Genomic DNA, 26,288 nt, shown 5'->3' on the forward strand with positions numbered 1-26,288 from the left:
AGTGCGTCCTGGAGCGACGCGGACGCCGATGTCCGGTCGGATCAGCCGCGGTCGACGTCGCGCGAACGGCACAGCGCGCGGTCCATCGCCCTCAGCGTCCGGAAGCCGGCCCGCTCGGCCACGGCCGCGCGAGCCGAGGGCGAGAGCGACGGGCTCGCGGCGAGCAGCGACGCGGCGAGGTGCACGCGCCGCTCGCGGAGGGTCGCGGCCACGGTCGTGCCCCGGCGGTGGAAGGCGCGGTCCAGCGTGGCCCGCGAGACGCGGAGCCGCATCGCGAGAACGCCGGCGGTGAAGTCCGCGTCACCCGCCTCCGCATCGATGACGGCGATCGCGCGGAGGAGGACGCCCTCGAGTCCGTCCTCCGGACGGGCGGGCGGCAGGCTCTGCTTGATCAGGGCCGACGCGGTCGCCTCGAGCGCCCGGCGCAGCTCGCTGAAGCCGGGATCGCCCGCCGCGAGGTCCGCGTTGAGGGTCGCGTTGACGAGGGAGACGAAGGCGCCGCTGTAGCTGTCGGCGGCGAGCAGCGTGCAGGACGGCCCGCCGGACTGTGCGCTCGTGAGGCCGAGCCTGCCCCAGGAGGTCCTCAGCGCCAGCCAGGCGGAGTCCTCCTCCGCCCGGAACCGAGCGGAGTCGTCGCGTCGGAGGAGGGCGAGCCCGCCGGGCCGCAGACGAGCGGCCTCGAGAGGGCCGTCGACGACGATCTCGCCGGCGACCGGGACGATGAGGTCGACCTCGGCCCGGTCGGGGGCGGGGAGGGGCGGGTCGGTCCGGAGCGTGCCGGGTGTGTGCCAGAGGCGGCTCAGCCGGAAGCCGTCGATGGCGAGCACGTCCCCGGCGAGGTGCAGGGGCGGAGCTCCGTCGCTCGCCCAGCCGAGGCTCCTCAGCCACGCCTCCACGCGGGGACCGCTCAGCTGCAGCGTCTCGACGAGACCGCGCGGGGCGGCCGGCTGCTCGGAAGCGGTCACCGGGCTCCTTCGCAGCGGGGACGGGGTGCGCGGGCGGTGACCACGTTAGGCCGGGGGAGGGGCGCCGAGACGGGGTGGCGCGTTCCTCCTCGGACGAGGCGCCCGTCCTCGGCGGGAGGGCGGAGGCGGCCCTCCTCGCCCGCGGTCCGGCAGGACGCGGGCGGAGAGGGCCGCCGGGCGCGGATCAGCGGCAGTCGGTTCTCGCCTTGATCCAGTGGGGGTTCAGCGCGCCGTCTCCCCGGGCGGTGATCCCGGCCGCATCGGGGCCGGTGCTGGCACCGGAGCCGATCTTGGTCCACGTGTTCTGCGCCGTGCTGTAGTACCAGATGTCGCCGTTCGCCTTCACGGAGACGTTCCCATCCGCTCCCTGACCGTAGGTGCGGACGAACCCGGAGTTCTCCGGAACGGTCGCGAGCCGGGTGCCGTACTGCAGGACCCCGTCCTTGATCCAGTGGATCTCGAACGTCCCGCCCGGCCGCTGGGTCAGTCCGGCGGCGCTCGGCTCGGTGCTGGCTCCGGTGCCGACGAGGTCCCAGACGTTGCCCTGCGGGGTGTACCGCCAGATGTCGCCGTTCGACTTCACGGCGATCGTGCCGCGGGTGCCGAGGCCGTAGACGCGGACGAATCCGGAGTTGGTCGGCACCGTGGCCGCTGCGGTGCCGTACTGCAGGACTCCGTTCTTGATCCAGTGGACGTTCAGGGTCCCGGCCGGGTTCGCGGAGATGCCGGCCGCGCTCGGCTCGGTGCTGGCGCCGGTGCCCAGAAGGGTCCACTCGTCGGCCTGGCGGTTGTACCGCCAGACGTCGCCGTTCGACTTGATGGAGACGTTCCCGTCCGCGCCCTGACCGTAGGTGCGGACGAATCCGGAGTTGCTCGGAACGGTCGCAAGCGCCTTGCCGTACTGGAGGACTCCGTCCTTGATCCAGTGCGCGTTGTAGGTTCCGTCCGGCTGCTGCGTGAGCCCGGACGTGCTGGGCTCCGTGGAGGCGCCCGTGCCGAGCTTCTGCCAGCCGTCCGACCGCCGGTACTGCCAGATGTCGCCGTTCGCCTTGACGGAGACGTTGCCGTTCACACCCTGCGAGGAGGTGTGGATGAATCCGGAGTTCTCGGGAACAGTGGCGAGGCCCGTGCTGTACTGCAGGTCGCCGGTCTGGCGGACCGGGAACGGGGCGTTCGTCTTCGCCGAGCCGCCGAAGGCGAGGGCCGAGCCTGTCGAGGGGCCGGCGATGACGCTGCCGGCGGGGATGGTGGCGACTCCGTTCGCGTCGGTCACGAAGGTGTCGGTCCCGCTCCCTCCGAAGCGGAAGCCGGGCGGGGTGTTCACCCGCACAGGGACGTTCGCGACGTTGCCGCCGGTGAGGGTCAGCGTGATCGGCGCCGTGTTGGGCATGCACGCGATCATGGTCGGGATGGAGCTGAACACGAGGGTCTGCGTGGCAGAGGCGGCGGCGGCCGGGGTGGCCGTCGCTGCGGCGATCACGGGCAGGGACCAGGTGGCGCCGGCGACGACGGTGCGTCGCCTCAGCGGACCCTGCTCAGCGGGAGAGTTGTCGGAAGTCACAGTGAAGCTCCTCGGTCTGTCTTCTCGCCGGCGGCCTGCTCGGAGGACGGTCGTCGTCCGCTCGGCCGCTTCGGCGGGTACGACGGGCGCCGTACCGCTGGGGAGTCTTCCCGCGGGCGGGCGGTCGGCCCAAGCGCTCGGGGGCAGGTGAGGAGGAAGTGGCGCTGCCGTGAGGAGGGAGTGGTGAGCTCCGGCGCCGCTCCGAGTCGCGATCGCCCTCCTGACCCGGTGATCCCGTCGGTCGCACGCTGCCGCCGGGGCGCCGCCGGCGCGGTGAGCGGGAGCGTCGCCGTCCGCTGTGACCGGTCCCGTGACAAACGGAGCACGCGCGGGCTGCGAATCACTCCCGTGGTGAGGCGTCAGCGTGCCCGCGAGGAGGGGGCGCCCGATGAGGTCGAGATCGGCCGAGATGTACCGGCGGATGGCCGAGCACTGGAACGGCGTGGAGGCCCGTTCTGGACTGCGGGTCGAGGCGACGGGCTCGCTCGGCTTCGAGATCGCCAGACTGTGGATCCCCGGTGGCTGCGTTCTCGAGCAGAAGCCGCAGTCGCGCTGCCCGCCGGGCGCGCATCTGCTGCTGGTCGTCGAGGGCGGAGGACGCATCCGACAGGGCGGACGGATGCTCGAGTGCGGCAGTGGTGATCTGGTGGTCATCGACGCGGAGCCGCGGACCGGGGCGCGCTTCCCCCGCTCGACCGTGATCTACGCCTGGGTGCTCGGCGAGCGGGCGCTGGAGCAGCGCTGGATCGCTGAGCGCCTCGGCGAGGTCCTGCCGGTCGCCGGCTCCTTCCTGGCCCCGGCGCGGGCGCTGATGAACGGTCTCCTCGACGGCGACCCCGCTCTGGCGGAGCAGCCCGCCGTCGCCCGGGCGGGCGAGGCCTTCCTGAAGGAGCTGGTCGAGGGCTCCGCACCGCGCAGGCGTCCCCGCGCCGAGGAGGTCTACGGGGAGGCCATGGCCCTGATCGAGGAGCGCCACCGCGATCCCGCCTTCACCGCCGCCCGGCTCGCCCGCGAGCTCCTGGTGTCGGAGCTGACGCTGGCCCGCGCGTTCTCCTTCCTCAGGCGGACGGCCGACGACGAGCTCGAGCGGCGCCGGGCGGGCACCCTCCTGCTCCTGATCGGCGGGCGGTCCCTGGCGACCGCCGACTTCGCGCGCGCGTCCGAGGAGGCGGGCTTCGCCTCCGAGGGGAGCGCTCGCCGCGCGCTGTGGCGTATCTCCCAGCGCCGCTGACCGGGACGGTCCCCGTGGCCGTCCTCCCGGTCCGGCGACGGCGTGCGGCCGGATTCCGAGCGCGAGGCGCGGAGGCCTGGGAGATCCGTGCGAACGTCCGGCGGTGATCGACAGATGAGGGATTCTGTTCGTTCGACGCGGAGGAGGCGGGAGATGGGGGCCGCAGAGGAGCGGATGCAGGCGTTCGCTCGCGCCTGGTACGAGCGCGGGACCGGCGCTCCCGGTCTGCGGATGGACGCAGCGGATGGACCGGGACTCGCGCTGACGCGGGTGTGGGGGCCGAACGGGATCAGGGTCGCCCCCTCGCCGTCGGTCGACAGGGCGGACAGGCCGGCGGGCGTTCACATCTCCCTGATCGTCGAGGGCGGGGGAGAGGTCGTCCTCGACGAGGGCGTGCTCGAGGCGACGCCGAACAGCGTCCTGCTCCTCGACGCCAGGGTCCCGGCGCGCATCGACTACCGGCGGCCGACCGTCTCGTACACCTGGAGCTTCGACGCCGCCGTGCTCGAGCACCGGTGGGTCCGCGAGCGGATCAACGAGGTCGTGTCGGTGCGCGAGTCGGTCTGGACGCCTGCCCGTGCCCTCGCCAACAGCCTGATCGAGGGGGATCCGGCCGTGCTCGGGGCCGCCGGCGTGAGGCGGGCGAGCGAACTGCTGCTGGAGGGGATCGTCGAGCACTGCGCTCCGCGGGTCCGGACCCGGAGCGCGGACCAGGTCTACGCGGAGGCGATCCCGGTGATCGAGGCGCGCCACCGCGACCCGGCGTTCTCCGCCGCGGTGCTCGCCCGGGAGCTGCTCGTCTGCCCCCGCATGCTCGCGGAGGCTTTCGCGTTCCTCGGCCGCACGCCGGCGGAGGAGATCGAGACGCGCCGGGCGGGCACCCTCCGGCGCCGGATCGGCCTGCGGCGGCGGGGCCCTGCCGACTTCGCCCGCCTCGCCGAGGAATGCGGCTACGCCACCCGCGAGCAGGCCGCGCTGACGCTCTACCGCTCCGCCTCCTGAGGCCGGCGGAGCGCCCCGGACACGACGGCGCCCCCTCGTCCGCGGAGGGACGAGGGGGCGCCGGGGGAGATCGGGCGGGAGCCCGGTCAGGTCTTGCTGCGGGCCATGACGGCGCGCTGGAGGAGGACGAAGACCAGGAGGATGCCTCCGGTGATGATCGTGGTCGCCTCCGGCGGGATGCCGCCGTCACGGGTGATCAGGACGTTCATCAGGCCGAGCACCAGGGCGCCGACCACCGAGCCGAGCACGAACCCGACGCCGCCGGTGAGCAGCGTGCCGCCGATGACGGTCGCCGCGATGGCGTCGAGCTCCCAGCCGGTGCCGGTGATGTTCTGCGCGCTGCCGAGACGGGCGGTGTAGACCACACCGGCGAGACCGGCGAGCGTGCCGCTGATGATGTAGATGAACAGCTTGGTCCGCACCACCGGGAGGCCCATCAGGGCCGCCGACTGCTCGGAGCCGCCCATCGCGTAGACCGTGCGGCCCAGGCGGGTGCGGTGCAGCACGAAGAACGCGCCGGCCACGACGAGGATCGCGATGATCACGCCGGGGCTGATGACGAAGTCGTTGACCTTCGGGCCGTCGATCAGCTTGATCGGCGTGGCCAGGCTCAGCACGGCCGAGTCCTCGGGGAGGCGCTCCGGGACGGTGCTCAGCATGGAGGCGAGACCGCGGGCCAGGAACATCATCGCGAGCGTCGCGATGAACGGCTGCACGTTGAAGTACTGGATCAGGACGCCGGAGATCACGCCGAACACGGCGCCGATCACGACCATCAGGACCATCACGAGCCAGGGGTTCCAGCCGGCGTTGATCAGGAGCACGCCGCTCACGCTGCTGAACGCGATCACCGCGCCGACCGAGAGGTCGATGCCGCCGGTGAGGATCACGAAGGTGAGGCCCACGGCGAGGATGATCAGGTGCGCGTTGTTGACCAGCAGGTTCGAGATCGTGCTCGCCTGCAGGATCCGGCCGTAGGCGGCCTCGCCGTAGACGATCATCCCGAAGAAGATGATCAGCGCGGCCAGGGTGGGCAGCTTGTCCAGGTGCTGGCTCAGCCAGCCGCGCGCCCCGGAGGTGCGCTTGGTGCTCGCCGGAGGGGCGGAGCGGGTCATCACGGCACTCATGCGGGGATCGCCTCTTTCTGCGGGACGCTGCGGCGCGCCTCGCGACGGGACTTGAAGGCGGAGCGGACGCGCTCGGACTGCAGGAGGCAGAGCGCGACGATGACGATCGCCTTGAAGGCGGGCGTCGCGGAGGACGAGACTCCGAGGAACACGACGGTCTTGTCGAGGGTGGCGATCAGGATCGCGCCCACGGCGGCACCGGTGATGTTGAACTTGCCGCCGGCGAGCGAGGTGCCGCCGATGACGACCGCGAGGATCGCGTCGAGCTCGAGCTGGTAGCCGGTGCGCGAGACGTCGACCGTCATCACGCTCGCCGTGGCGAACACGCCCGCGACTCCGGCGAGGATGCCGCTGCCGATGTAGGCGGTCATCAGCAGGCCCCGGCGGTTGATGCCCGCGAGGCGGGCCGCCTTCGGGTCCATGCCGATGGCCTCGATCATCAGGCCGAGCGCGCTGCGGCGCACCAGGACTCCGACGACCACGACGATCGCGATGGCGAGGAGGAACACGACCGGGAGCCCGAAGACGTACCCGTTCGCGAGCCAGCGGAAGGGCTCGTTGGTGGCGGCGGTGTTCTGGCCGCCGGTGATGACCTTCGCCAGGCCGCGGCCCGCGAGCATCACGACCAGCGTGCTGATGAAGGGCTGGAGGCCCACCACCGAGACGAGGACGCCGTTCACGGCTCCGAGCACGGCGGCCACCAGGAGGGCGACCGCGAAGGCTCCCGCTGCCGCGCCGAGCGAGTCGGGCGCTCCCGCGGAGTTGAGGAACTCCATCGAGACGGCACCGGCGACGACCATGATCGAGCCGACCGAGAGGTCGATGCCCCCGGTCGCGACGACCAGGCACATGCCGACGGCGATCATCAGGATCGGAGCGGCGGCGCGGGCGATGTCGATGACGTTGCCGACGAGGTAGCCGGTGGTGGGGCTGACCGAGACGGCCAGGTAGCCCGGGTCCTTGACGACGTTGACGAGGAGGAGCAGGGCGATCGCCACGACTCCCCAGAAGTACTGGCGGCGGATGATCCCGCCGAGGACGGATCCCCGGGCGGGTCGGGTGTCGCTGCTCATGATGCGGCCTCCTGCGTGGCGCTCTCGAGGACGACGACGTCCTCGTCGACGACTCCCTCTGCGGCGATGGTAGTGACGATCGACTCCGCAGTGACAGCGGGACCGTTGAGGATCTCCGCGATCACGCGGTGGTCCTTCAGGACGATGATGCGGTCGCTGAGGCGGACGACCTCGTCGAGCTCGGACGAGATGAAGACCACGGCGACGCCCTCGCCGGCGAGGGCGACGACCTTCTCCTGGATCTCGGCCTTCGCTCCGACGTCGATGCCGCGGGTCGGCTCGTCGAGGATGAGGATCTCGGGGGCGGTGGCGAGCCAGCGGCCGAGGAGGACCTTCTGCTGGTTGCCGCCGGAGAGCTTGCTGATCGGGCGGTCGGGGTCGGCCGGGCGCACGTTGAGCTCGACGAGGTACTTGCCGACGATCTCGTCCTTCTCCTTCTTGGAGAGGGGGCGGGCCCAGCCGCGCTTGGCCTGCACGCCGAGGATGAGGTTCTCGCGGACCGAGAGGTCGCGGATGATGCCCTCGTCGCGGCGGTTCTCGCTCGAGAACGCGATCTTGTGGGCGAGGCCGGCGGTCGGCGTCGGGACGTCGATCTTCTTGCCGTGCATCGTGATCTCGCCGGTGTCGGGCTTGTCGACGCCGTAGATCAGGCGCGCGAGCTCGGTGCGGCCGGAGCCGAGGAGCCCGGCGAAGCCGACGACCTCGCCGCGGTGCAGCGTCAGGTCGGTGCTCTCGATGGAGCCCTTCTTGCCGATGCCCTTCGCGGTGTAGAGCGGGGCGTCGCGGTAGAGGTGGTCCTGGCTCTCGCGCTCGGAGTCGAGGGAGCGCAGCGCCGCGATGTCCTTGCCGATCATCTTCGAGATCAGCGAGGTGCGGTCGAGCTCGTGGGTCAGGTACTCGCCGACGAAGGTGCCGTTGCGCAGCACCGTCAGGCGGTCGCTGATCGCGTAGACCTGGTCGAGGAAGTGCGAGACGAAGAGGATCGCGACGCCCTCCGCGCGGAGGCGGCGGATGACCACGAAGAGGTTCTCGACCTCGTTCGCGTCCAGGCTCGAGGTCGGCTCGTCGAGGATGAGCACCTTGGAGTCGCTCACCGTCGAGCGGCTGATCGCGACCAGCTGCTGCATCGCGATCGAGAGCGAGGCGAGCGACTGGCGCGTGTTGAGGTGGCCGAGGCCGAGCTTCTCGAGCGCGACCTTCGCGGCCTGGTGCGTGGCCTTCCAGTTGATGCCGAAGGGTCCGCGGACCTCGTAGCCGAGCATCACGTTCTCTCCGATGGAGAGGTTCGTGACCAGGTTGACCTCCTGGTACACGGTGGAGATGCCCGCGGCCTGCGAGTCGGCGGTGCCGGTCAGGCGACGGGTCTCCCCGTCGATCACGATGTCTCCGCTGTCGATGCGGTAGACGCCGGTGAGGGCCTTGATGAGCGTGGACTTGCCGGCGCCGTTCTCACCCATGAGGGTGTGGACCTCGCCCGGGAACAGGCGGAAGTCGACGCCGTCGAGGGCTTTCACGCCGGGGAAGCTGATCGAGATGTTCTTCATCTCGACGATCGGAGGCGAACCTGTCATGTCGCGTCGTTCCGTTCTCGAGCGGGGCGCAGCCGAACAGGTGCGCCGAAGGGTCGGAGCGACCGGGGCCGGCGGGTGGGCCGGCCCCGGTCGCTCCGGGGGAGTGGTGCCGCGTCGAGGAGGACGCCGGGCGACCGGTGGTGCTGAGCGACTAGAACTTGCGGTCGGGCAGCGCGGTGGTGGCGGCCTCGGGCGAGTCGAAGGTCTCGCTCGGGACGACGATCGAGGACTCGACCTTCTCGCCGGCCAGGGTCTTCTCGACCGCGTCGAGGGCGGTCTCGCCGAACAGCGGGTTGTACTCGGCGACGAAGCTCAGCTCGCCGTCGGCCAGCGCCTGCAGGGCGTTCTTGGTGCCGTCGATCGTGGCGATCTTGACGTCGGTGCCGGGGGTGAGGCCGGCCTCCTGGACGGCCTGGACAGCGCCGAGGCCCATCTCGTCGTTCTGTGCGAAGACCAGCTGGACGTCGTTGTTGTTCGACTTCAGGACGGTCTCGAAGACGCTCTTGGCCTCTTCGGTGGACCAGTTCGCGGTCTGCGCGCCGATCTTGGTGAACTTCGAGTCGGCGCCGATGACCTCGTCCCAGCCCTCGTTGCGCTCGTTGACGACCGAGACGCCCGCGGGGCCCTCGAGCGTGAAGTACTTCGCGCCGCTCGGGAAGGTGGTCTTGGCCCAGTCGGCGACCGAGGTGCTGACCGCGATGTTGTCCGGCGCGATGCGGGTCACGTAGAGGTCGGTGTTGTCCGGCTCGATGCCGCGGTCGATCAGGATGACCGGGATCTCGGCCTCCTGGGCGCGCTCGAGCGAGTCCTCCCAGCCGGAGCCCTCCGTGGCGGAGAGCAGGATGATGTCGACGCCCTCGTCCACGAAGGAGGTGAAGGAGTCGATCTGCGACTTCTGGTCTCCGTTGGTGGCGGGTGCGTACTTCAGGTCGAAGCCGGCGTCCTTGGTGAACGTGTCCTCGATGTTGGTCTCGTTCGCCTGGCGCCACGCGCCCTCGGGGCCGACGGCCACGAAGCCGATGGTGGTGAGGTCACCGCTCGAGCCGGAGCCCGAATCGGTGCCGGAACCGCCCGAGCAGCCCGCGAGTCCGAACGCGAGTGCGCCGACTGCTGCGAAACCCAGGAACTGGCCGATTCGCCTCGTCTTGGACATAGATCTCCTCCTTGAGATCGCGGGCACGAAGAGAGTGCCCGAGATGGTGGACCCCGAAGGGCCTCGAATGCGGGCCTAGCGGCCCGAGGTGCGGTGAGTGCAGGATGTGCAGTGGGCGCCGGCCGAAGCAGCGCCACGTCGAAATGTTACCGTGAACAATTCTTGTGACGCAACAGCACGGCGGTGCGCTTCGGTAACGATCCGGTCGCGGGGCCCGCAGGGCCCGATGGCAACCCTCTGCCCGGTGGTCGGGCCCGGGAGTAGCTTCCCTGGCCATGATGCTCCCTCGATCGCGCTCCGTCCCCGCGACGGCCGCGACGGCGGCCCTCGTGCTCGCGCTCTGCGGATGCTCCGCGGACGGCACGGCGGCCCGCCGCGCGGCCGACGCCTTCCTCTCCGCGCTCGCCGACGGCGACGGCGCCGCGGCGTGCGCGCTGCTCACCGGCTCCGCCCGCGAGGCCGTGGAGGACCGGGAGGGCGACTGCCCCGGCGGCGTGCTGGAGCTCGGGATCGCGGAAGACGGAGCAGGGGACGCCGAGGTCTACGGCCGGGCGGCGATCGTGCGCTCCGGCGGCACCGCGGTGTTCCTCACTCCGGGCGACGACGGCTGGCTGGTGCGCGCGGCCGGCTGCGCGCCGGTGGCGGACGCGCCCTTCGACTGCGTCCTGGACGGGAGCTGACGTGCGCACTGCCTCCGCCCTGTACTACGCCGTGATCGTGCTCGGCCTGATCGGGTTCTTCGCCGTCGGGATCCTCGGGAGGTGAGCCGGATGCGCCGCTTCCTGCGCGAGAACGGACTCTCGCTGTTCTTCCTCGCGATCTTCCTGCTCGCTCTCCTCGGGCAGTCGTTCGCCGGGCTCGCCGCGTACAACGACACCCAGGTCGCGGAGGGGCTGCGGGAGGTCGGCTACTGGCGCTTCGTCACCTCCTCCGACTTCGCGATCGACGTCGCCGAGAACTGGCAGTCGGAGTACCTCCAGTTCTTCCTCTACATCGGCGCGACCGTCTGGCTCGTGCAGCGCGGCTCGCCCGAGTCGAAGCGGGTGGGCGAGGAGGGCCTCGAGACCGACGAGCAGCAGAAGGCGGGGGCGTCCGCGGAGGACGACTCGCCGCCCTCGGCGTCCGCCGGCGGCCTGCGGCAGGCGCTGTTCTCGCACTCGCTGCTGCTGGTGATGGGGGCGGTGTTCCTGCTGTCCTGGGCGGCGCAGTCGGTGACGGGCGTCGTGGCCTACAACGAGGAGCAGCTGACGAGCCTGGAGGCGCCCGTCGACTGGCTCGGCTACGTCTCCTCCGCCGACTTCTGGAACCGGACGCTCCAGAACTGGCAGTCGGAGTTCCTCGCGGTGGGCAGCATGGCGGCGCTCGCCGTGTTCCTGCGCGAGCGCGGGTCGAGCGAGTCGAAGAAGGTGGGCGATCCGCACGGACGGACGGGGATCTGAGTGGTCAGGGTGCGTCGGATCGGACGCGGATCTCGTCGCCCTCGAGGGCGAACCGCAGGGACGTGCCGATCGGGAACCGCTCGCGCAGGGCCTCCGGCGCCGCCGACGTCACGGTGAACTGCGCGACCGCGGGGAACGCTCCGGCCGTGCAGCCCTGGAAGAACAGGCCGTCCTGCGGCTCGGCGGTCCGCACGATGGAGAGGCACGAGCCGGCGCTCGAGGAGCGGCGCTGCCGGACGACGGTGAGCCCCGTGTCGGCGGGCAGGCTCTGCCGCACGACGGTGAGCCCGCCGAAGTCCTCGGTGGTGACCGACCCGTCGAACCCCAGTCCCTCCCAGTCGGGGAGGTCGGTGCCGTTCGACAGCGGCAGCACGGCGACCTCGCGGCCGGGCTGCCCGTCCCCGGCGGTGCTGAGGAGGGTGGCCCCCGCGGCGACGGCGGCCGTCGAGGCCAGCGCAGCGAGGAGGAGGAGGCCGCGCCGACGCGATCGGCGGGGCGGGACGTGGCCGAGGGGGTCGGACGCCTCGTCGGCGGAGGCGTCCACGGGAGGTGCCGCGTCCTCCGGCGCCGCGGCCCCGGAGACCGCGGGAACCACCGCGTCCGGCAGTGCGGTGCCGAGGGCGGGACGGACGCGGGCCTCGAGCGCGGAGAGCCGGGCGAGCGCGGCGGGGTCCCGCTCGATGTCGGAGCCTCGGCCGTAGGCGCGCCGCTGCAGCTCCGCGAGCTCGTCCGGTCGCTGATCGTCCACCCCCGGATCCTCGCAGGCCCGGCGTCCGAGCGGGACCCGCCGGCGCGCCGAGGTCCTGGCGGTCGAGCAGCCCGGACGGATCATCGAGACCCGGTGGACGGTGCGGCCGCTCGGCCGGCGGGGGAGGTCAGTCGTCGTCGTCGAGGTCGTCGTCGCGGTCGGCGGCGATCATCTCGACGATCGTGTCGACGGTGAGCCAGGGGCCGTTGCTGACCTCGCCGATCTTCTCGCGGTCCTTGAACACGACGATGCGGTCGCTGAGGCGCACCACCTCCTCCAGCTCGGACGAGATGTAGACGACGGTCACCCCCTCCTTCGCGAGCTGCGCGATGTGCGCCTGGATCTCGACCTTCGACGCCACGTCGATCCCGCGCGCCGGCTCGTCGAGCACGAGCAGCCGCGGACGGGTCGCGAGCCACCGCGCGAGGACCACCTTCTGCTGGTTGCCTCCGGAGAGGTACTTCACCGGGATGTCCGGGTCGGCCGGCGAGATGTTCAGCGCCTCGACGTAGGTGCGCACCAGGGTGTCGGTCTCGGCGGCCGAGAGCGGGTGCGCCCAGCCGCGCAGAGCCTGCAGGCCCAGCACGAGGTTCTCGCGGAGGGAGAGGTCGCCGATGATCCCGTCCTCGCGGCGGTTCTCGCTCGAGTGGGCGATGCGGTGGCGCAGGCCCGACACCGGGTCGGAGATGTGCGCGGGCTGGCCGTCGATCAGCACCTCGCCGGTGTCCGGCTTCTCGACCCCGCTCACCAGCGACGCCAGCTCGGTGCGCCCCGAGCCGCGCAGGCCCGCGAAGCCCACGATCTCGCCGCGGTGCAGCTCCAGATCGGTCGGGCCCACGGCGCCGCGGCGGCCGATCCCGTGCGCGCGGTAGATCGCCGGGCCGACCGGCTGGCGGCGGTGCTCGCGGCGGTCGGAGCCGATCTGCCGCAGCGCATCGATGTCCTTGCCGATCATCTTCGCGATCAGCTCGGCGCGGTCCATGGTGTGCGCCGGGTACTCGCCGACGGTGCCGCCGTCGCGGAGCACCGTCAGCCGGTCGCTGAGGGTGAGGACCTGCTCGAGGAAGTGCGAGACGAACAGGATCGCGACGCCCTGGTCGCGCAGCCTCCGCAGCACCGTGAAGAGGCGGGCCACGTCGCTGAGGTCGAGGCTGGAGGTGGGCTCGTCGAGCACGAGCACGCGCGGACGGTCGACCATCGCGCGGCTGATCGCGACCAGCTGGCGGATCGCCGGCGAGAGCGAGCGCAGCGGCAGGTGAGGGTCGAGGTCCTCCAGGCCCAGCTCGGCGAGCATCTCGGCCGCGCGGTGGTGGGTGCGCGACCAGGAGATGCCGAAGCGGCCGCGGACCTCGTGGCCGAGCATCACGTTCTCGCCGATGCTGAGGTTGTCGGTGAGGCGCTCGTCCTGGAACACGGCCGTGATGCCCGCTGCCTTCGCCTCCGCCGGGCCGCTGAAGCGCCGGGCGACGCCGTCGACGAGGATCTCGCCCGCGTCGGGCTGGTGGATGCCGGTGAGCGTCTTGATCAGCGTGGACTTGCCCGCGCCGTTCTCGCCCATCAGCCCGTGGATCTCGCCCGGCACCAGCCGCAGGTTCCCGTCCTTCAGAGCGGGTCCGGAGGCGAAGGAGACGCGGATGCCGGTCATCTCGACGACGGGTGCCGCGGAGCTCCGGGTCGTCCTCGATGAGATCGCCACGTGCCGTCCTCGGTTCGTGTGCGGCGCGCCGTCAGGGTCCGGCGTGCCAGGGGCTGCCGCCGATGATACGCGAGCGCATGCGGCGGAACGGGAACAGGAGGGTCACGATCGGGGAGCGGCCGTGGAGGAGCGGATCACCAGCTCCGTGGGGATCCGGGTGCGCTGCGGGATCTCCTGGCCGCGGATCCTCGCGTGGATCACCTCGGCGACCGTCGTCCCGAGCTTGTCGAAGTCCTGGCGGACCGTCGTCAGCGGCGGGAGGAAGTGGCGGGCGGTGGGCAGGTCGTCGAAGCCGACGATGCTCATGTCCTCGGGCACGCGGATCCCGCGCTCGACGAGGCCGTGGATCACTCCGAGCGCCATCTCGTCGTTCGCGACGACCATCGCGGTGAAGTCGGGCACCGACTGCAGGCTCGCGGCGAAGTCGTACCCGGAGTCCGGGGTCCAGTCGCCGATGACGATGGGGCGCTCGTGCATTCCCCACGACTTCGCGCGGCTGTGGAAGGCGCGCTCGCGGGCGCGCGCGTCGAGCCAGTCGAGGGGGCCGGAGAGGTGCAGCACGTCGCGGTGGCCGAGGTTGCCCAGGTGGTCGACGGCCTGGAACATGCCGGCCTGCTGGTCGACCGAGACGGTGAGGAAGCTCGGATCCTTGTCGCTCTTCACCACGAGCGTCGGCACGCCGATCTCGACGGTGCGGAGGGTCGCCACGGAGGAGGAGCGCGGCGCGATCACGCAGAGCGCGTCGATCCCGAGGCCCATCAGGTGGGCGATCGCGTCGGTGGGGGTCATCTCGAGGTCCGGCCGCAGCGCGACGGAGGTGATCGAGTACCCCTTCTCGCGGGCGGCGCGCTCGATCGCGCGGAGGGTGCTCGACGGCCCGTACTCGGCGCCGCTCTCGATCATCACGCCGATGCGGTCGGTGCGCTGCGTGACGAGGGAGCGGGCGGCGATGTTCGGCCTGTAGTTGAGCTCGTCGACCGCCTCGAGGACCTTCTGGCGGGTCGACTCCTTGATGTTGGGGTGCCCGCTGAGCACGCGCGACACGGTCATGTGCGAGACGCCCGCGACCGCCGCGACATGGCGGAGGTTCGGCCGATCGGCCATGAGAGGACCTCCTCCGCTCCCCGGGCGGGTGAGCCGCGCCACCCCGGCGCGGACGAGGCTCAGAGGGCTCGGCTGCCGGGGGTGGCACCAGCATAGTCAGGCGGGGCCGACCTCCCGGTGGGCGCCTCCTGAGCGGGCGGGCACCGTCCGTTCCGCTGCGGGATCCGCCGTGGCGCGGGGCGGGCGGGACCGTCCCGGTCGCGTCGCTCTCACTGCGGTCCTCGATGATCGAGGGGGCTCCGGCGCCCCTGCCGCCGGGGAGCTCCGTGAAGCGGAGGACGTGCCGTTCCCTGCTGCGCTCGATGTCGCGGAGGCACGAATCGACTGTCGACTCCGCGTTCGGAGACTCGGAGTAGAAGCTCTTCTCGAGAGAGCACTCGTACGGGCCGTGCTCACGAGCGATGACATGAGCCGTACGGCTGCGGAGAAGGATCTCGGCACGGGCCAGTCGAGCACGCAGGCTCTGCCGCAGCGCTTCATCTGCGTCGCAGACCGCTCGGACGTCCTCGAACGAGACTCCGTCCGCGAACGAGTCGTCCCCGTCGTGCGGAGCCCGCTGGAAGTAGCGGGCGTACCCGGAGAAGCGGTAGTAGTTCTGCGCGGCCAGGTAGCTCGTGCAGGCCTCCCCGTCGGCGATGCCGAGCCCGCGGTCACGGAGGAGCTGGACCTGCTGCTTCCACGACAGGCTCGGTTTCCGTGCCATCGCAGTACCTCGGTGCCGAAGAAAAAGGCCCCTCCCATGTGAGCATCGCGGAGAGGCTTGGGAGGGGGTCGATCGGATCGAATCTACCAGGCGTCCCTCAGCCGTGGTCCCTGCGGCGCCACCCGACCAGCCGGTGGCACGAGTGCTGATCGGACCATCGCCGCAGGACGGAGAGGGCCGACCGCCGCGGCGCCGAACGCTGCGGGTCTTCGAAGGCGCGGGGCGGGCGAGTACTCTCGGGAGCCTCATGGCACGCGACAACGAACCGACCGTCACCCTCACCGATCCGCTCGAGGAGCGCCTGCGCGCGCAGGTCGCCCGCGAGGGGGAGCGCAACGTCGCTCTGCGATCCGCGGCCCTGCTCACTGGCGGGTACGAGGGCGAGTCCTTCCTCCTCACCGTGGGCGGCGAGCACGCCGACGGGATCCTCAAGGGAGCGCCCTCCCTCTACTGGCCCGAGCTCTGGGGTGCCCGCGCGCTCCTCTACGTCTGGGACGACGACGCCGCCGACGCGGTGACCGCCGGACTCGCGAACCCCTCCTGGCGCGTCCGCGAGATGTGCGCCCGCGTCTGCGCCGAGCGCGTGCTGGGCGGGCAGAAGAAGCTGTCCCGCCTGACCACCGACGAGCACCCCCGGGTCCGCGCGGCAGGAGCGCGCGCTCTCGTGGCGGCCGCTCTGGCGGGGATCTCCTCCGGTCGCGACGCGAAGGGCGAGTTCGCGGCGAGCGTCGAGGCCGTCCTGACGGGCATGCTCCGCGACCCGGACCGCGACGTCCGCCGCGCCGCGCAGCAGTCGGCCGACGCGCTGCGGGACGCCCGCTCAGCCTGAGCGGACCGTCCGCCGGCGGTCGAGGCGTCGCGAAGGGCTGCCTCCCGGCTCCGATGACGACCGTTCGTGACGCCTCGGAGCCCCGGGGGCTCAGCCGACCAGGTGCGTCGCGCGCTCGAAGGCGCGCTTCAGCTCGTCGCGCTTGCGGGGCTGGCTCATCGCCCGCTGGCCGGGGCTCCACGAGTCGATGACCGTCGGGCCGTCGACCAGGTACGGCTCGATGTTCTTCTTCCAGCCGCTGGTCGGCGCGGTCCCGGCGTTGACGACGACCCGCAGGTCGGGGAGCAGCGGCAGGAGCCGGCGCAGCTCCATCGCGCCCTGCCGCACCTCGTCCGCATCGGGGACGCCGTCGAGCTGCCACGGCACGATGTTCCAGACCAGGGTGCGGGCGTGCAGTCCGACCTCGTCGCGGAGGGTCCAGGTCGAAGCGGCCGTCGCGTCGTCGTTGTCGACCGAGACGAAGCCGGAGCCGTCGGGGCCGGTCGACATCGGTCCCGGGGCCTCCAGCACGATGAGCGCGCGCGCCTCGACGCCGGCCTCGGCCGGGTCGAAGTCGGGCACCACGGCACCCGGATGCCTGCGGGTGCGCCGGGCGAGGAGCTCCTCGCGGAACGCCCGGAGGGGCTGCACCGAGGGCTCGTCCTCGAGCAGGGCCCGGCGCTCGTCGAGGGCGGAGCGGTCGCGGAAGCCGTACGGCTCGGTCAGGAACACCCTCCGAGGCTAGTCGCGATCCGCCCAGCCGCGGGAGGCGGGCCTGCGGGCGCCCTCCTGGGTGACCCCGGCAGGGCCTGGCTCGCGCCGCCCCCGGCTCCTACGGTCTGACTGCAGTCGAGAATCTGGACCGGAGGGGGTCACCGTGTCGGACGAGCCGTCAGTGAGCATCGGGGTTCCGTACGTCGAAGGGGGGTCGTCGCCGCAGGTGCTGGACGTGTACAGCAGGTCGGTGTCCCCGGCCGAGGACGCCGCTCGGCCGGCCGTCGTGCTGATCCACGGCGGCGGGTGGTTCCGGGGGGACAAGAGCAAGGAGCGGGCGCTCGCGACGATGCTGGTCGACGCCGGCTACCTCGTGTTCGCGGCGGACTACCGCGAGGCTCCGGACTCGGTCTTCCCGGCCAGCAGGGACGACGTGCTCGCCGCGGAGCGGTGGGCGGTCGCGTCCGAGTGGGCGTTCGACCGGAGCAGACTGGCGTTCTTCGGCGGATCGGCGGGCGGGAACCTGGTCGTGGAGGCCGCGATCGCCACCGGTCGGCCCGCCGTCAGCTGGTCGGGGATGTTCGACCTCCTCGGCATCGTCGAGGCGACCGACGACCTCCCGGCCACGCCGACGACGCAGGACCTCGACGCCATGAAGAGCGCCGACATCAACCAGACCGGCCGGAACGACGCCTTCCTGCGCTGGACGATCCTCAACGAGGTCGGGGGCGACCGCGGGCTGCTCACCGCCGCCTCCACGACGCGCCACGCCTCCCCGGACGGCGGGCCGGTGTTCCTGGCCAACTCGCTCGGCGAGTTCGTCCCCGTGAGCGACGCGCAGGCCATGCAGGCGGCGCTCTCCGCGGTCGGAGTCGCCAGCACGCTGCAGCTGATCCCGGGCACCCGTCACGCCGAGGGGTACACGGAGGCGGCCATCGGCCCCTCGCTCGCCTTCCTCCGCGACGCCCTCCCGCCGGCCCGAGCATGACGACGACGGAGTTCGCCGGAGTCGGAAACGTCTTCTACTTCGTCGACGACCTCGACGCCGCGATCGCCTGGTACTCGGCGCGGCTCGGGCGCGAGCCCGTCGTCCGCGGCGGGGCGCTCGTGGCCTACGACCTGGACGGCACCCGCCTGACGCTGCACGAGCGGGACGAGCTGAACCGGCCCGGACCCGACGGCACGAGCCCGTACTGGACGGTCCCCGACGTCGACGCCGTCGTCGCCGACTGGACGGCGAACGGCGCCGTCGCCCACCGCGGTCCGAAGACGGTGTTCACGGGGGAGCGGCTGTGCCAGCTGCTGGACCCGTTCGGCAACCTCTTCTCGGTGCGGCAGGCCGTGCCCCGTGACTGAGGACGTCGCTCCGGCTCCCGCTCCCGCCGCCCCGGCGCAGACGTCCGCGCCGGCGCAGCCGTCGGCCTGGGCGCCCATGGCGATCACCGCCTTCCGCGTGCTGTGGTTCGCCCAGCTGGGCAGCAACATCGGCACCTGGATGCAGACCGTCGGAGCCCAGTGGTACCTGGTCGAGGCGGCCGCGGGCGCGGCGGTCGTCGCGCTCGTGCAGACGGCGAGCCTGGCGCCCTCGATCCTCGTCGCCCTCCCCGCGGGCGTGCTGGCCGACTCGCTCGACCGGCGGCGGCTGCTCATCTGGGGGTCGTCGGCCAGCGCGCTGCTGGCGGCCGCTCTGACGGTCGTGGCGGCGGTCGGCGCGCTGACGCCGTGGACGATCCTGGCCTTCACCTTCCTCCTCGGCATCACCTCCACCCTGACCTCGCCCGCCTGGCAGGCGATCCAGCCGGAGCTCGTGCCCCGGAACCTGATCGCGGCGTCGTCGGCACTCGGAGGCGTGACGGTGAACGGCGCCCGCGCGGTCGGGCCGGCCCTGGCGGGAGTGGTCCTCTCGGCGTTCGGCGCTCCGGTGGTCTTCGGCATCAACGCCCTGAGCTTCATCGGCGCCGTGCTCGCCCTGCTCTGGTGGAAGCGGCCCGCGCAGACCGGCCTCGACGACCGCGAGCAGTTCGGCGCCGCGCTGAAGGGAGGGATCCGGTACGTCGCCTCCGCGCACCTCGTCCGCCGGATCCTCCTCCGCTCCGCGCTCTTCGCCCTGCCCGCCAGTGCGCTCTGGGCGCTGCTGCCGCTCACCGCGAAGCGCCTCCAGCTCGACTCCAGCGGCTACGGCTTCCTCCTCGGGGCCCTCGGGGCCGGTGCCGTGCTCGGCGTGTTCGCCCTGCCGCTCGCCCGCCGGAAGCTCTCGGACGACGTCGTCATCGGGGCGAGCGCCGTGCTGTTCGCGGCGGGGACGCTCGCGGCGGCCTTCCTGCCCCTCGTTCCGGCACTGCTGCTGCTGGTCCTCGCGGGGCTGGCCTGGATCGGCACCCTCACCGTGCTGAACGCGGCGCTGCAGCTCACGCTGCCGCAGTGGGTGCGGTCCCGCGGAGCCTCGATCTACATCCTGGTCTTCATGGGGACCATGGCGGTCGGCTCGATCGGCTGGGGCCTGGCCGCGCAGGTGCTCGGCACCGCGCCCGCGTACGCCGCGGCGGCCGCTCTGCTCCTCCTCGTGGCGGCCAGCGTGCGGGTGCTGCCCCTGCTGCCGGGGACGGGAACCGTCGACCGCAGCATCTCGATGTCGTGGCCCACGCCCACGCTGGTGTTCGAGCCGGAGCCGACGGACGGGCCGGTGATGGTGCAGATCTCGTGGACGGTCCGCCCCGACTCCCTCGCGGACTTCCGATCGGCCATGCGGCTGCTGGAGAGCTCCCGCCGCCGGACCGGCGCCTCGCGCTGGGCGCTCTACCGGAGCGGGGAGGAGGCCGACGTGCAGCTGGAGACGTTCATGGTGCCCTCGTGGGGCGAGTTCCGGCGGCAGGAGACCCAGCGGCTGACCGGCCGCGACCGCGAGATCCGCGCGGCGGCGCTGACGCACGCCGACGGCGATCCCGTCGAGCGGCACTTCTTCCCGAGCGCGACGCCCTCCTCCTGAGAGAGGGAGCGGCGGCGAGCCGTCCCCGTGATCGTCGAGACGGCCGGCGTGCGAGCGGTGTCTCGGCGGCAGGCGGATGTCTCGCCCCGCGTCCCGGGCGCGAGGGCGGAGGTGCGCTGCGGTCAGCCGCCGACGGTGGAGCCGAAGCCGGACTTGCCGGAGGAGCCGAAGCCGCCGGAGAGGGTCGCCTTCGAGCCGACGGTCGAGCCGGCCGGCGCGCGCTGCACGACGTCGGGCTGGGTCGCTCCGCGGGCCGCGAAGCCGCCGGACGCGACGGGCGCCCAGCTGGTCGCCCGCGTCGAGTTCCAGCGCGAGGACGCGAAGATCAGCGGGCCGAGCCAGAAGCCGCCGGCGTAGTGCCCGCGGTACTCGTCGGTGGCCTCGCACAGCTGCTCGGGGTCGTCGCCGACCTCCTCGCCCTGCGCCTGGAGCTGGGCGATCTGCTCCCGCACGTCGGCGAGGCAGTCCTCACGGCTCGCGTAGACGGGGCGCTCGGCGTTCTCGGGGATGACGTAGTCCTGGCCGTCGGCTCCCGTGGCGACGACGCCGTCGGTCGAGGGGCCGCCGTTCGCGAGAGCCACGGCGAGGCCGACCGCGCCGACCGCGACCGCGCCGCCGATGAGCAGGCCGCGGCGGTTCTTCGCGATGCCGCTGATGCCGACGCTCCGGGAGCGGTGGGGAGCGGTGCGGGTGGAGCCGTCGCCGCGGCCGGTGCCGCCGCTCGAGCCGCCGCTCGGCGTGCCGGAGCCCGCCTCGGGCTCGCGGCTGCCCCAGTCGTTCCCGGAGCTCGGCGTCCCGGAATCGCCGGGGGTGCGGTCGTCGTCCGTCATCGGGTCTCCTCGTCCTGCGGGCGGGCCGCGCGGGTGTCCTGCGGCCGGTCGTGCTCGGGGGCGCCGTACTCGGGCGCGGGGGTGCCGGGCGCGGGAGCGCCGTAGGCGGGGGTGGAGGCGTGCCCGGGGCGGGAGGCGGCCGACGCGGCGTCCGCGTCCGTCGCGGCCCCGTCGCTCCGTCCGCCCTCGATGTAGTGGGGCACGAACTCCGCCAGGTCGCCGGTGATCAGGCCGCTCGTCTCGCGCACGTCGATGCCGGCCGGGGTCTCGCCGACGATCCAGCTGCCGATGACGACGGTCTTCCCGTCGACCCGGGCCAGTTCGGCGCGCTCCTGGTGGATGAAGCCCTCGGCGCCGTAGCTCCCGCCGTTCTCGGCGACGACCGAGCCGTCGGCGTCGAGGACCGTCACGTTCGCGCCCTCCCGGCCCAGGCGCGGCTTGCGCACCTGCGCGGTGCCGGGCAGCGGATGCACGGAGGCGGGCAGCAGGTTCGGGTGGCCGCGGAACATCTCCCACAGCACCACCAGCAGCTGCTTGTTGCTGAGCAGGAGCTTCCACGCCGGCTCGACCCAGCGGGTGCGCTCGCGCCGGTCGAGGAGGAGGCCGCCGAACTGCTCGCCGAGCATCCACTCCCACGGGTACAGCTTGAAGACGTGGCGGATCGGCTCACCGTCGCCGTCGAGGAAGCCGGCGCCGTCGAGCTCGTAGCGGATGTCCTCGACGAAGATCAGCTTGGGGTCGAAGCCGGCCTGCGCCGCGGTCTCGGCCATGTAGGCGACGGTGTCGGCGTCCTCGACGATCAGCTCGCCGTCTCCGGAGTCGTGCAGCGACGCGAGGTGCAGGCGGGCGCCCTCGTCGAGGCTCCAGCGCTCGAGGCGGAGGTGGCGCCACTGCTCGACGAGCTGCTCGTGCAGGCTGTTGAACTGGTCGGCGTCGGGCCCCTTCGTCTCGACGAGCCACTGCCACTGGGCCGCGGCCGTCTCGACCAGCGAGGTCGGGGTGTCGGCGTTGAACTCGAGCAGCTTCACCGCGCCCGCGCCGTCGTAGGCGAGGTCGAAGCGGCCGTAGACCGTGGGGTCGTCCTCGTCCCACGAGGTGCGCACCAGGTCGTGGAAGCGGGGCGGGATGCCGAACTCGGCGAAGCGGCCCTTCCGCACCACGAGCTCGCACGCCTCCATGCAGAGGTCGAAGAGCTCCGAGGTCGTGCGCTCGAGCAGGTCGATCTCGGCGGGCTCGAAGGAGTACGCCGCGGACTCGTTCCAGTAGGGGCGGCCGCCCTCGGAGGGGAGGTCGTAGAAGCTGAAGCCGATCTCGTCGCAGCGGGCTCGCCAGTCCGGTCGCGGAGTGAGGGTGTGTCTGCGCATGATGTCCGGCAAGTGTAGGTCGGGCGTCCGCGTGAGGGCAGGGGGTGGCGCCGTCCTCCGCGCTAGCCTCGACGGGAGCGAAAGGCCGTGCCATGACCGCACCCCTCCCGCTCGCGGGCGTCCGCGTCCTCGAGCTCGGCAACTTCATCGCGGCGCCCACCGCGGGCCGGCTGCTCGCCGACTTCGGCGCCGAGGTGATCAAGGTGGAGCGGCCCGGCACGGGGGACGAGCTGCGCCGCTGGCGGCTGCACGAGGGGTCCGAGACCTCGCTCCTCTTCCACACGATCAACCGCAACAAGCGCTCGATCGCGCTCGACCTGCGCACGGACGAGGGGCGGGACGCCGTCCGCCGCCTGGTCGCCGAGTGCGACGTGGTGCTCGAGAACTTCCGGCCCGGCACGCTCGAGCGCTGGGGGATCGGGCCGGCCGTGCTCGACGAGGCCCGGCCCGGCATCGTGATCGGCCGCATCTCCGCGTTCGGGCAGACCGGCCCGCTGTCGGCCCGGCCCGGGTTCGCGGCGGTCGCGGAGGCGATGGGCGGGTTCCGCGAGCTGGTCGGCGACCCGGACCGGCCGCCCGTGCGCGTCGGCGTCTCGATCGGCGACTCGATCGCCGGGCTGTACGCGGGCTACGGAGTGATGATGGCGCTGTTCCAGCGCGAGACCCGCCGCTCCGCGGGGCTGGATCCGGCACCGCTGGCGGAGCGGGTCGTCGACGTCGCGCTGCACGAGGCGATGTTCTCGATGACGGAGTCGCTGATCCCCGACTACCAGGCGCACGGCATCGTCCGGGAGCGCGTCGGCGGGCGGATGGAGGGCATCGCCCCGACCAACGCCTACACCTGCGCCGACGGGGCGAGCATCGTGATCGCGGGGAACGCGGACGCGATCTTCCAGCGGCTGATGGCGGTGATCGGCCGCGCCGACCTGGGCGGGGACCCGGCGCTCGCCTCGAACGAGCAGCGCTGGGCCCGGCGCGACGAGCTGGACGCGGCGATCGGCGCGTGGACGGCGGGCCGCACCGCCGCCGAGGCGCTCGCGGTCCTCGACGACGAGGGCGTCCCCTCCGGCCCGATCTACACGGCCGCCGACATCAGCGCGAGCGAGCAGTACGCGGCGCGCGACATGATCCAGGCCTTCGACGTCGAGGACGCCGGCGGCACCCTGTGCGGCGTGGGCTTCCCGGGGATCGTGCCGGTGCTCGGCGGCCGCTCCCTCCCCATCCGCTCGCTCGCGCCCGACCTGGGCCAGGACACCGAGGAGGTGCTGGGGATGCTCCGGCGGACCGGTCCCGCTGCTCCCTCCGCCGGCGGGGCTGCTGCTGCTCCCTCCGCCGCCGCTGCCGAGGAGGCCGGCCGGTGACCGCGCTCGCCTCCGCGCGCCTGCGCGACGTCACCCTCCGCGACGGCCTGCAGCTCACCGGCAAGCTCCTGACGACCGAGCGCAAGGTCGACCTCGCGCGCACGCTGCTCGCCGCGGGAGTGCCCGAGCTCGAGATCGGCTCGCTCGCGCGCGGCGACCTCGTCCCTCCGATGGCCGACACCCTCGACGTGATCGCCGCGCTCACTCCCGAGGAGCTGGAGCGGTGCTGGGTGTGGGTCGCGACTCCGCGCCACGTCGAGCGTGCGGCCGCCGCGGGGGCGCGCCGCTTCCAGTACTGCTTCTCGGCGTCCGACTCGCACAACCTCGCCAACGTCGGCAGGCCGACCGAGGCGAGCATGGCCGCGATGCCGGAGGCGGTCGCGCTCGCCGAGAGCGTCGGCGGGCGGATCCAGCTGTGCATCGCCACCTCCTTCACCTGCCCGTTCGAGGGCCCGGTCGACCCGGAGCGCGTGCTCGCGATCGCGCGCGACACGCGAGCGGAGGGAGCGGCCGACGTGGTCGTCTGCGACACGCTCGGGCAGGCGCACGCCGGCCAGGTGGCGTCGCTCGTCTCGCGCGTGGCCGCGGAGACCCCGCCCCGCGAGATCGTGTTCCACGGGCACGACACCTGGGGCTCGGGCGTCGCGAACGCGATCGCCGCCGTGCAGGCCGGGGCCTCGGTGGTCGACGGCGCGCTCGGCGGCCTCGGCGGCTGCCCCTTCGCACCGGGCGCCAGCGGCAACACGGCGACCGAGGACCTCCTGTTCGCCCTGCGCCCCGACTGGTTCACGCCCGGCGCGCTCGCGGTCCTCGTCGGCGAGTCGGAGGCGCTGCTCGCCGAGCTCGGCGAGCCCGGCCGCTCGAAGGCCGCGCAGGGCGCCCGCTCGAACGCCCCCGCGTTCCCCTGGGCGCTCTGAGCGGATCGTCCCCCGCCCGCCGGTCCGAAGCGTCGCGAACGGCCGCCTCCCGCCGCGGAGGACGACCGTTCGCGACGCCTCGACAGCGTCATGCGGGGTCAGCGCGCGAGCAGCGCGCCGAGGCGTGCGCGCTCGGCGCGGAGGACGTCGACCAGGAGGGACCCCTCGGGTGCGGCGAGCCAGCGCTCCAGGGCGAGGTCGAAGAGGGCGGAGGCCGCGAGGGCGGCGAGGGCCGCGTCCTCCGGCGCGACTCCGGCGTCGACGAGGGCGGCGCGCATGCTCTCGGCGAGGGCGGCCGACTTCAGGAGCTCGCGCTCGCGCAGCTGCGACTCGGAGCGCACGACGGCACGGCGGGCGGCGATCGGAGCGCGCCAGGTCTGGAGGTCGCCCGAGGCGGCCGCCTCGAGGCCGTGCATCACGAGGTCCATCGGCGCGAGGCCGGCGCTGGCGCCGGCGAGCAGGCGGCCGACGATCTCGGGGAACTCGCGCTCGCGGAGGAAGAGGACGTCGCGCTTGTCGGCGAAGTGGCGGAAGAAGGTGCGGGTGGTGAGCCCGGCGCGCTCCGCGATCGCGGGGACGGTGGTGCCCGCGTAGCCGTGCTCGGCGAAGAGCTCCATCGCCGCCTGCTCGAGGCGGAGGGCGGCATCGGGGGCCCAGCGTGACATCCGCCCAGGATAGCTGACGACACGACGTGTCATCGGGAGTAGTGTGACGACACGTCCTGCCATCACTTCCGACTGGAGCCGCCCGTGCCCGAGAACGCCGCCGCCCTGCTGACCGCCCCGCGGGCCGACCTCGTCGTCCGCCCCGCTCCGATGCCCGTCCCCGGTCCGGGGGAGGTCCTCTTGCGCAACCGCGCCCTGGCCGTGAATCCGGTCGACGAGATGAAGCAGTGGACGGGCGATCTGATGTTCCGGTGGGTGCCGTACCCGGCGGTGCTCGGGGAGGACGTGGCGGGAGTGGTCGAGGCGGTCGGCACTGGAGTGACGCGCTTCGCCGTCGGCGACCGGGTCGTCGCGTACGCGGTCGGGATGGAGCGCGGGCAGCGGAACCGCGACGAGGGCGCCTTCCAGGAGTACACGGTCGTGCGCGAGGACCTGGCGGCGCCGATCCCCGACCGGCTGGGCTTCGAGGAGGCGGCGGTGCTGCCGCTCGCGGTCTCGACGGCGGCGACGGCGCTGTTCCAGCGGGACCACCTCGCCCTGCCGCACCCGAGCGTGCCGGTCCGGCCGACGGGCAGGACAGTCGTGGTCTGGGGCGGGACGACGAGCGTGGGGAGCAACGCGATCCAGCTCGCCGTCGCCTCCGGGCACCGCGTGGCGACGACCGCGTCCCCCCGCAACCACGAGCGGATGCGCGAGCTGGGCGCCGAGATCGTGCTCGACTACCGCAGCCCCTCCGTCGTCGCCGACCTGGTGGCGGCGCTCGCGGGCCATGAGGTCGCGGGGGTGCTCGCGATCGGGACGGGTTCCGGTGCTCCGTCGGTGGCGGTGGCCGCGGGCACCGGAGCGCGACGGGTCGCCCTGGCCAGCCCCTCCGTCTCGTTCGGCTCGCTCCCGCGTCGGCGCGGTGTCAGCGCCGCCTTCGTGCGGACGATGCTGCGCCTGGTCGGCGGCACCGCGGCGCTGCAGATCGCGGCCCGTCGCCGCGGCATCCGCGCCCGCTTCGTCTGGGGCGGCTCGCTGATGACGAACGAGGTGGGGCCGATGCTGTGGCGCGACCACCTGCCGGCGGCGCTCGCCGAGGGCCGTCACGTCTGCGCCCCGGCGCCCGAGGTGGTGGGTGAGGGGCTCGCCGCGCTGCAGCCCGCCCTCGACCGGCTGCACGAGGGTGTGTCGGCGGTGAAGCTGGTCGTCCGCCTCTGAGGGCGGGCTCCGGGAGGCCGGGCTCCGACCGGCCCCGTGCGGAGGGATCGAGCGGGGTCCGGCCCCGAGC

At 72.9% G+C, this 26,288-nt stretch carries 24 protein-coding genes and 1 pseudogene; 11 read left to right on the top strand and 14 right to left on the bottom strand.

All coding sequences use genetic code 11. The annotated features are described in order from the left end of the window. Nucleotides 1-41: 41 nt before the first annotated feature. Both C5B95_RS13890 and C5B95_RS13895 read right to left on the bottom strand, forming a co-directional pair. Nucleotides 42-965: a helix-turn-helix domain-containing protein gene (locus tag C5B95_RS13890; RefSeq protein ID WP_104349431.1), complete on the bottom strand. Its 924-nt coding sequence runs from the start codon at nt 963-965 to the stop codon at nt 42-44. Between the two features lie 184 nt (nt 966-1,149). Next, complete coding sequence (locus C5B95_RS13895; protein WP_104267488.1) at nt 1,150-2,526, bottom strand: hypothetical protein; 1,377 nt, start codon at nt 2,524-2,526, stop codon at nt 1,150-1,152. A 388-nt stretch (nt 2,527-2,914) separates the two neighbouring features. Between C5B95_RS13895 and C5B95_RS13900 the strand changes: the two genes are divergently transcribed. Together C5B95_RS13900 and C5B95_RS13905 are read left to right on the top strand one after the other, a co-directional pair. Beyond that, a complete protein-coding gene (locus tag C5B95_RS13900; protein ID WP_104349432.1) occupies nt 2,915-3,757 on the top strand; it encodes a hypothetical protein in 843 nt (280 codons plus the stop codon). A 153-nt stretch (nt 3,758-3,910) separates the two neighbouring features. Further along, nucleotides 3,911-4,759: a hypothetical protein gene (locus C5B95_RS13905; protein ID WP_104349433.1), complete on the top strand. Its 849-nt coding sequence runs from the start codon at nt 3,911-3,913 to the stop codon at nt 4,757-4,759. A gap of 86 nt (nt 4,760-4,845) precedes the next feature. Here C5B95_RS13905 and C5B95_RS13910 read toward each other — a convergent pair whose 3' ends face one another. The 4 genes from C5B95_RS13910 to C5B95_RS13925 form a co-directional block, all read right to left on the bottom strand. Further along, the gene (locus C5B95_RS13910) at nt 4,846-5,886 is read right to left on the bottom strand and encodes a sugar ABC transporter permease (protein ID WP_104349434.1); all 1,041 of its coding nucleotides are present in this window, start codon (nt 5,884-5,886) and stop codon (nt 4,846-4,848) included. After that, the gene (locus C5B95_RS13915; protein WP_104238658.1) at nt 5,883-6,959 is read right to left on the bottom strand and encodes an ABC transporter permease; all 1,077 of its coding nucleotides are present in this window, start codon (nt 6,957-6,959) and stop codon (nt 5,883-5,885) included. Before C5B95_RS13915 ends, C5B95_RS13910 begins: the two co-directional genes overlap by 4 nt. Further along, nucleotides 6,956-8,530 carry a sugar ABC transporter ATP-binding protein gene (locus tag C5B95_RS13920; RefSeq protein WP_104222393.1) on the bottom strand — a complete coding sequence of 525 codons (1,575 nt, stop codon included), beginning with the start codon at nt 8,528-8,530 and terminating at the stop codon, nt 6,956-6,958. Before C5B95_RS13920 ends, C5B95_RS13915 begins: the two co-directional genes overlap by 4 nt. Nucleotides 8,531-8,681: 151 nt before the next feature. Further along, nucleotides 8,682-9,683: an ABC transporter substrate-binding protein gene (locus C5B95_RS13925; protein WP_104349435.1), complete on the bottom strand. Its 1,002-nt coding sequence runs from the start codon at nt 9,681-9,683 to the stop codon at nt 8,682-8,684. 275 nt (nt 9,684-9,958) lie between these two features. Between C5B95_RS13925 and C5B95_RS13930 the strand changes: the two genes are divergently transcribed. After that, the gene (locus C5B95_RS13930) at nt 9,959-10,363 is read left to right on the top strand and encodes a hypothetical protein (RefSeq protein ID WP_104349436.1); all 405 of its coding nucleotides are present in this window, start codon (nt 9,959-9,961) and stop codon (nt 10,361-10,363) included. Between the two features lie 90 nt (nt 10,364-10,453). Beyond that, nucleotides 10,454-11,122 (top strand): DUF6766 family protein, encoded by a 669-nt coding sequence (locus C5B95_RS13935; RefSeq protein WP_104227010.1) that lies wholly within the window; start codon nt 10,454-10,456, stop codon nt 11,120-11,122. A 4-nt stretch (nt 11,123-11,126) separates the two neighbouring features. Here the strand turns inward: C5B95_RS13935 and C5B95_RS13940 are convergent, their stop codons facing one another. The 4 genes and pseudogenes from C5B95_RS13940 to C5B95_RS18105 all read right to left on the bottom strand — a co-directional run. Beyond that, nucleotides 11,127-11,870, bottom strand: coding sequence for a hypothetical protein (locus C5B95_RS13940; protein WP_104349437.1), 744 nt, complete (start codon nt 11,868-11,870; stop codon nt 11,127-11,129). A 127-nt stretch (nt 11,871-11,997) separates the two neighbouring features. Beyond that, complete coding sequence (locus tag C5B95_RS13945) at nt 11,998-13,515, bottom strand: sugar ABC transporter ATP-binding protein (RefSeq protein ID WP_104227030.1); 1,518 nt, start codon at nt 13,513-13,515, stop codon at nt 11,998-12,000. A gap of 153 nt (nt 13,516-13,668) precedes the next feature. Then, complete coding sequence (locus tag C5B95_RS13950) at nt 13,669-14,670, bottom strand: LacI family DNA-binding transcriptional regulator (protein ID WP_104222399.1); 1,002 nt, start codon at nt 14,668-14,670, stop codon at nt 13,669-13,671. A 301-nt stretch (nt 14,671-14,971) separates the two neighbouring features. Beyond that, nucleotides 14,972-15,622: pseudogene (locus tag C5B95_RS18105) on the bottom strand (Abi family protein); the annotation flags it as partial. On the opposite strand from C5B95_RS18105, the gene C5B95_RS13960 reads away from it, so the two are divergent. Further along, nucleotides 15,621-16,202: a HEAT repeat domain-containing protein gene (locus C5B95_RS13960; RefSeq protein ID WP_244230570.1), complete on the top strand. Its 582-nt coding sequence runs from the start codon at nt 15,621-15,623 to the stop codon at nt 16,200-16,202. The pseudogene C5B95_RS18105 and the gene C5B95_RS13960 overlap by 2 nt on opposite strands. A gap of 90 nt (nt 16,203-16,292) precedes the next feature. On the opposite strand, the gene C5B95_RS13965 is transcribed toward C5B95_RS13960, so the two are convergent. Then, nucleotides 16,293-16,913: a hypothetical protein gene (locus tag C5B95_RS13965; RefSeq protein ID WP_104261075.1), complete on the bottom strand. Its 621-nt coding sequence runs from the start codon at nt 16,911-16,913 to the stop codon at nt 16,293-16,295. Between the two features lie 232 nt (nt 16,914-17,145). Between C5B95_RS13965 and C5B95_RS13970 the strand changes: the two genes are divergently transcribed. Genes C5B95_RS13970 through C5B95_RS13980 form a run of 3 tightly spaced genes read left to right on the top strand, consistent with a single transcriptional unit; the run spans nt 17,146 to nt 19,881 of the window. Then, on the top strand, nt 17,146-17,883 hold the full coding sequence (locus C5B95_RS13970; RefSeq protein ID WP_159940689.1) for an alpha/beta hydrolase: 738 nt from the start codon (nt 17,146-17,148) through the stop codon (nt 17,881-17,883). Beyond that, nucleotides 17,880-18,251: a VOC family protein gene (locus tag C5B95_RS13975; RefSeq protein WP_104250023.1), complete on the top strand. Its 372-nt coding sequence runs from the start codon at nt 17,880-17,882 to the stop codon at nt 18,249-18,251. Before C5B95_RS13970 ends, C5B95_RS13975 begins: the two co-directional genes overlap by 4 nt. Continuing rightward, the gene (locus tag C5B95_RS13980; RefSeq protein ID WP_244229506.1) at nt 18,244-19,881 is read left to right on the top strand and encodes an MFS transporter; all 1,638 of its coding nucleotides are present in this window, start codon (nt 18,244-18,246) and stop codon (nt 19,879-19,881) included. Before C5B95_RS13975 ends, C5B95_RS13980 begins: the two co-directional genes overlap by 8 nt. Nucleotides 19,882-20,003: 122 nt before the next feature. Here the strand turns inward: C5B95_RS13980 and C5B95_RS13985 are convergent, their stop codons facing one another. Together C5B95_RS13985 and C5B95_RS13990 are read right to left on the bottom strand one after the other, a co-directional pair. Beyond that, entirely contained in the window at nt 20,004-20,711 is a 708-nt protein-coding gene (locus C5B95_RS13985) for a hypothetical protein (RefSeq protein ID WP_104292575.1), read from the bottom strand. Then, the gene (locus C5B95_RS13990; RefSeq protein ID WP_104292574.1) at nt 20,708-22,075 is read right to left on the bottom strand and encodes a glutathionylspermidine synthase family protein; all 1,368 of its coding nucleotides are present in this window, start codon (nt 22,073-22,075) and stop codon (nt 20,708-20,710) included. Before C5B95_RS13990 ends, C5B95_RS13985 begins: the two co-directional genes overlap by 4 nt. 92 nt (nt 22,076-22,167) lie before the next feature. Here C5B95_RS13990 and C5B95_RS13995 point away from each other — a divergent pair, with 92 nt between their 5' ends. Further along, nucleotides 22,168-23,436, top strand: coding sequence for a CaiB/BaiF CoA-transferase family protein (locus tag C5B95_RS13995; protein ID WP_104349438.1), 1,269 nt, complete (start codon nt 22,168-22,170; stop codon nt 23,434-23,436). Then, nucleotides 23,433-24,353, top strand: a complete 921-nt coding sequence (locus tag C5B95_RS14000) for a hydroxymethylglutaryl-CoA lyase (protein WP_181068088.1) — start codon at nt 23,433-23,435, stop codon at nt 24,351-24,353. The genes C5B95_RS13995 and C5B95_RS14000 overlap by 4 nt, the downstream gene beginning before the upstream one ends. A gap of 98 nt (nt 24,354-24,451) precedes the next feature. Here C5B95_RS14000 and C5B95_RS14005 read toward each other — a convergent pair whose 3' ends face one another. Continuing rightward, complete coding sequence (locus C5B95_RS14005; protein ID WP_181068089.1) at nt 24,452-25,018, bottom strand: TetR/AcrR family transcriptional regulator; 567 nt, start codon at nt 25,016-25,018, stop codon at nt 24,452-24,454. Between the two features lie 84 nt (nt 25,019-25,102). On the opposite strand from C5B95_RS14005, the gene C5B95_RS14010 reads away from it, so the two are divergent. Further along, the gene (locus C5B95_RS14010; protein ID WP_104349440.1) at nt 25,103-26,218 is read left to right on the top strand and encodes a zinc-binding alcohol dehydrogenase family protein; all 1,116 of its coding nucleotides are present in this window, start codon (nt 25,103-25,105) and stop codon (nt 26,216-26,218) included. Nucleotides 26,219-26,288: the final 70 nt, after the last annotated feature.

The organism is Rathayibacter sp. AY1A7 (assembly GCF_002930845.1).
Taxonomy (GTDB): Bacteria; Actinomycetota; Actinomycetes; order Actinomycetales; family Microbacteriaceae; genus Rathayibacter.

What these genes read in the sequence shown, in the direction of transcription:
- C5B95_RS13900 (WP_104349432.1), top strand. Translation starts at nt 2,915, where the DNA reads ATGAGGTCGAGATCGGCCGAGATGTACCGGCGGATGGCCGAGCACTGG.
- C5B95_RS13905 (WP_104349433.1), top strand. Translation starts at nt 3,911, where the DNA reads ATGGGGGCCGCAGAGGAGCGGATGCAGGCGTTCGCTCGCGCCTGGTAC.
- C5B95_RS13910 (WP_104349434.1), bottom strand. Translation starts at nt 5,886, where the DNA reads ATGAGTGCCGTGATGACCCGCTCCGCCCCTCCGGCGAGCACCAAGCGC.
- C5B95_RS13915 (WP_104238658.1), bottom strand. Translation starts at nt 6,959, where the DNA reads ATGAGCAGCGACACCCGACCCGCCCGGGGATCCGTCCTCGGCGGGATC.
- C5B95_RS13920 (WP_104222393.1), bottom strand. Translation starts at nt 8,530, where the DNA reads ATGACAGGTTCGCCTCCGATCGTCGAGATGAAGAACATCTCGATCAGC.
- C5B95_RS13925 (WP_104349435.1), bottom strand. Translation starts at nt 9,683, where the DNA reads ATGTCCAAGACGAGGCGAATCGGCCAGTTCCTGGGTTTCGCAGCAGTC.
- C5B95_RS13930 (WP_104349436.1), top strand. Translation starts at nt 9,959, where the DNA reads ATGATGCTCCCTCGATCGCGCTCCGTCCCCGCGACGGCCGCGACGGCG.
- C5B95_RS13935 (WP_104227010.1), top strand. Translation starts at nt 10,454, where the DNA reads ATGCGCCGCTTCCTGCGCGAGAACGGACTCTCGCTGTTCTTCCTCGCG.
- C5B95_RS13945 (WP_104227030.1), bottom strand. Translation starts at nt 13,515, where the DNA reads ATGACCGGCATCCGCGTCTCCTTCGCCTCCGGACCCGCTCTGAAGGAC.
- C5B95_RS13950 (WP_104222399.1), bottom strand. Translation starts at nt 14,670, where the DNA reads ATGGCCGATCGGCCGAACCTCCGCCATGTCGCGGCGGTCGCGGGCGTC.
- C5B95_RS13960 (WP_244230570.1), top strand. Translation starts at nt 15,621, where the DNA reads ATGGCACGCGACAACGAACCGACCGTCACCCTCACCGATCCGCTCGAG.
- C5B95_RS13975 (WP_104250023.1), top strand. Translation starts at nt 17,880, where the DNA reads ATGACGACGACGGAGTTCGCCGGAGTCGGAAACGTCTTCTACTTCGTC.
- C5B95_RS13985 (WP_104292575.1), bottom strand. Translation starts at nt 20,711, where the DNA reads ATGACGGACGACGACCGCACCCCCGGCGATTCCGGGACGCCGAGCTCC.
- C5B95_RS13990 (WP_104292574.1), bottom strand. Translation starts at nt 22,075, where the DNA reads ATGCGCAGACACACCCTCACTCCGCGACCGGACTGGCGAGCCCGCTGC.
- C5B95_RS13995 (WP_104349438.1), top strand. Translation starts at nt 22,168, where the DNA reads ATGACCGCACCCCTCCCGCTCGCGGGCGTCCGCGTCCTCGAGCTCGGC.
- C5B95_RS14005 (WP_181068089.1), bottom strand. Translation starts at nt 25,018, where the DNA reads ATGTCACGCTGGGCCCCCGATGCCGCCCTCCGCCTCGAGCAGGCGGCG.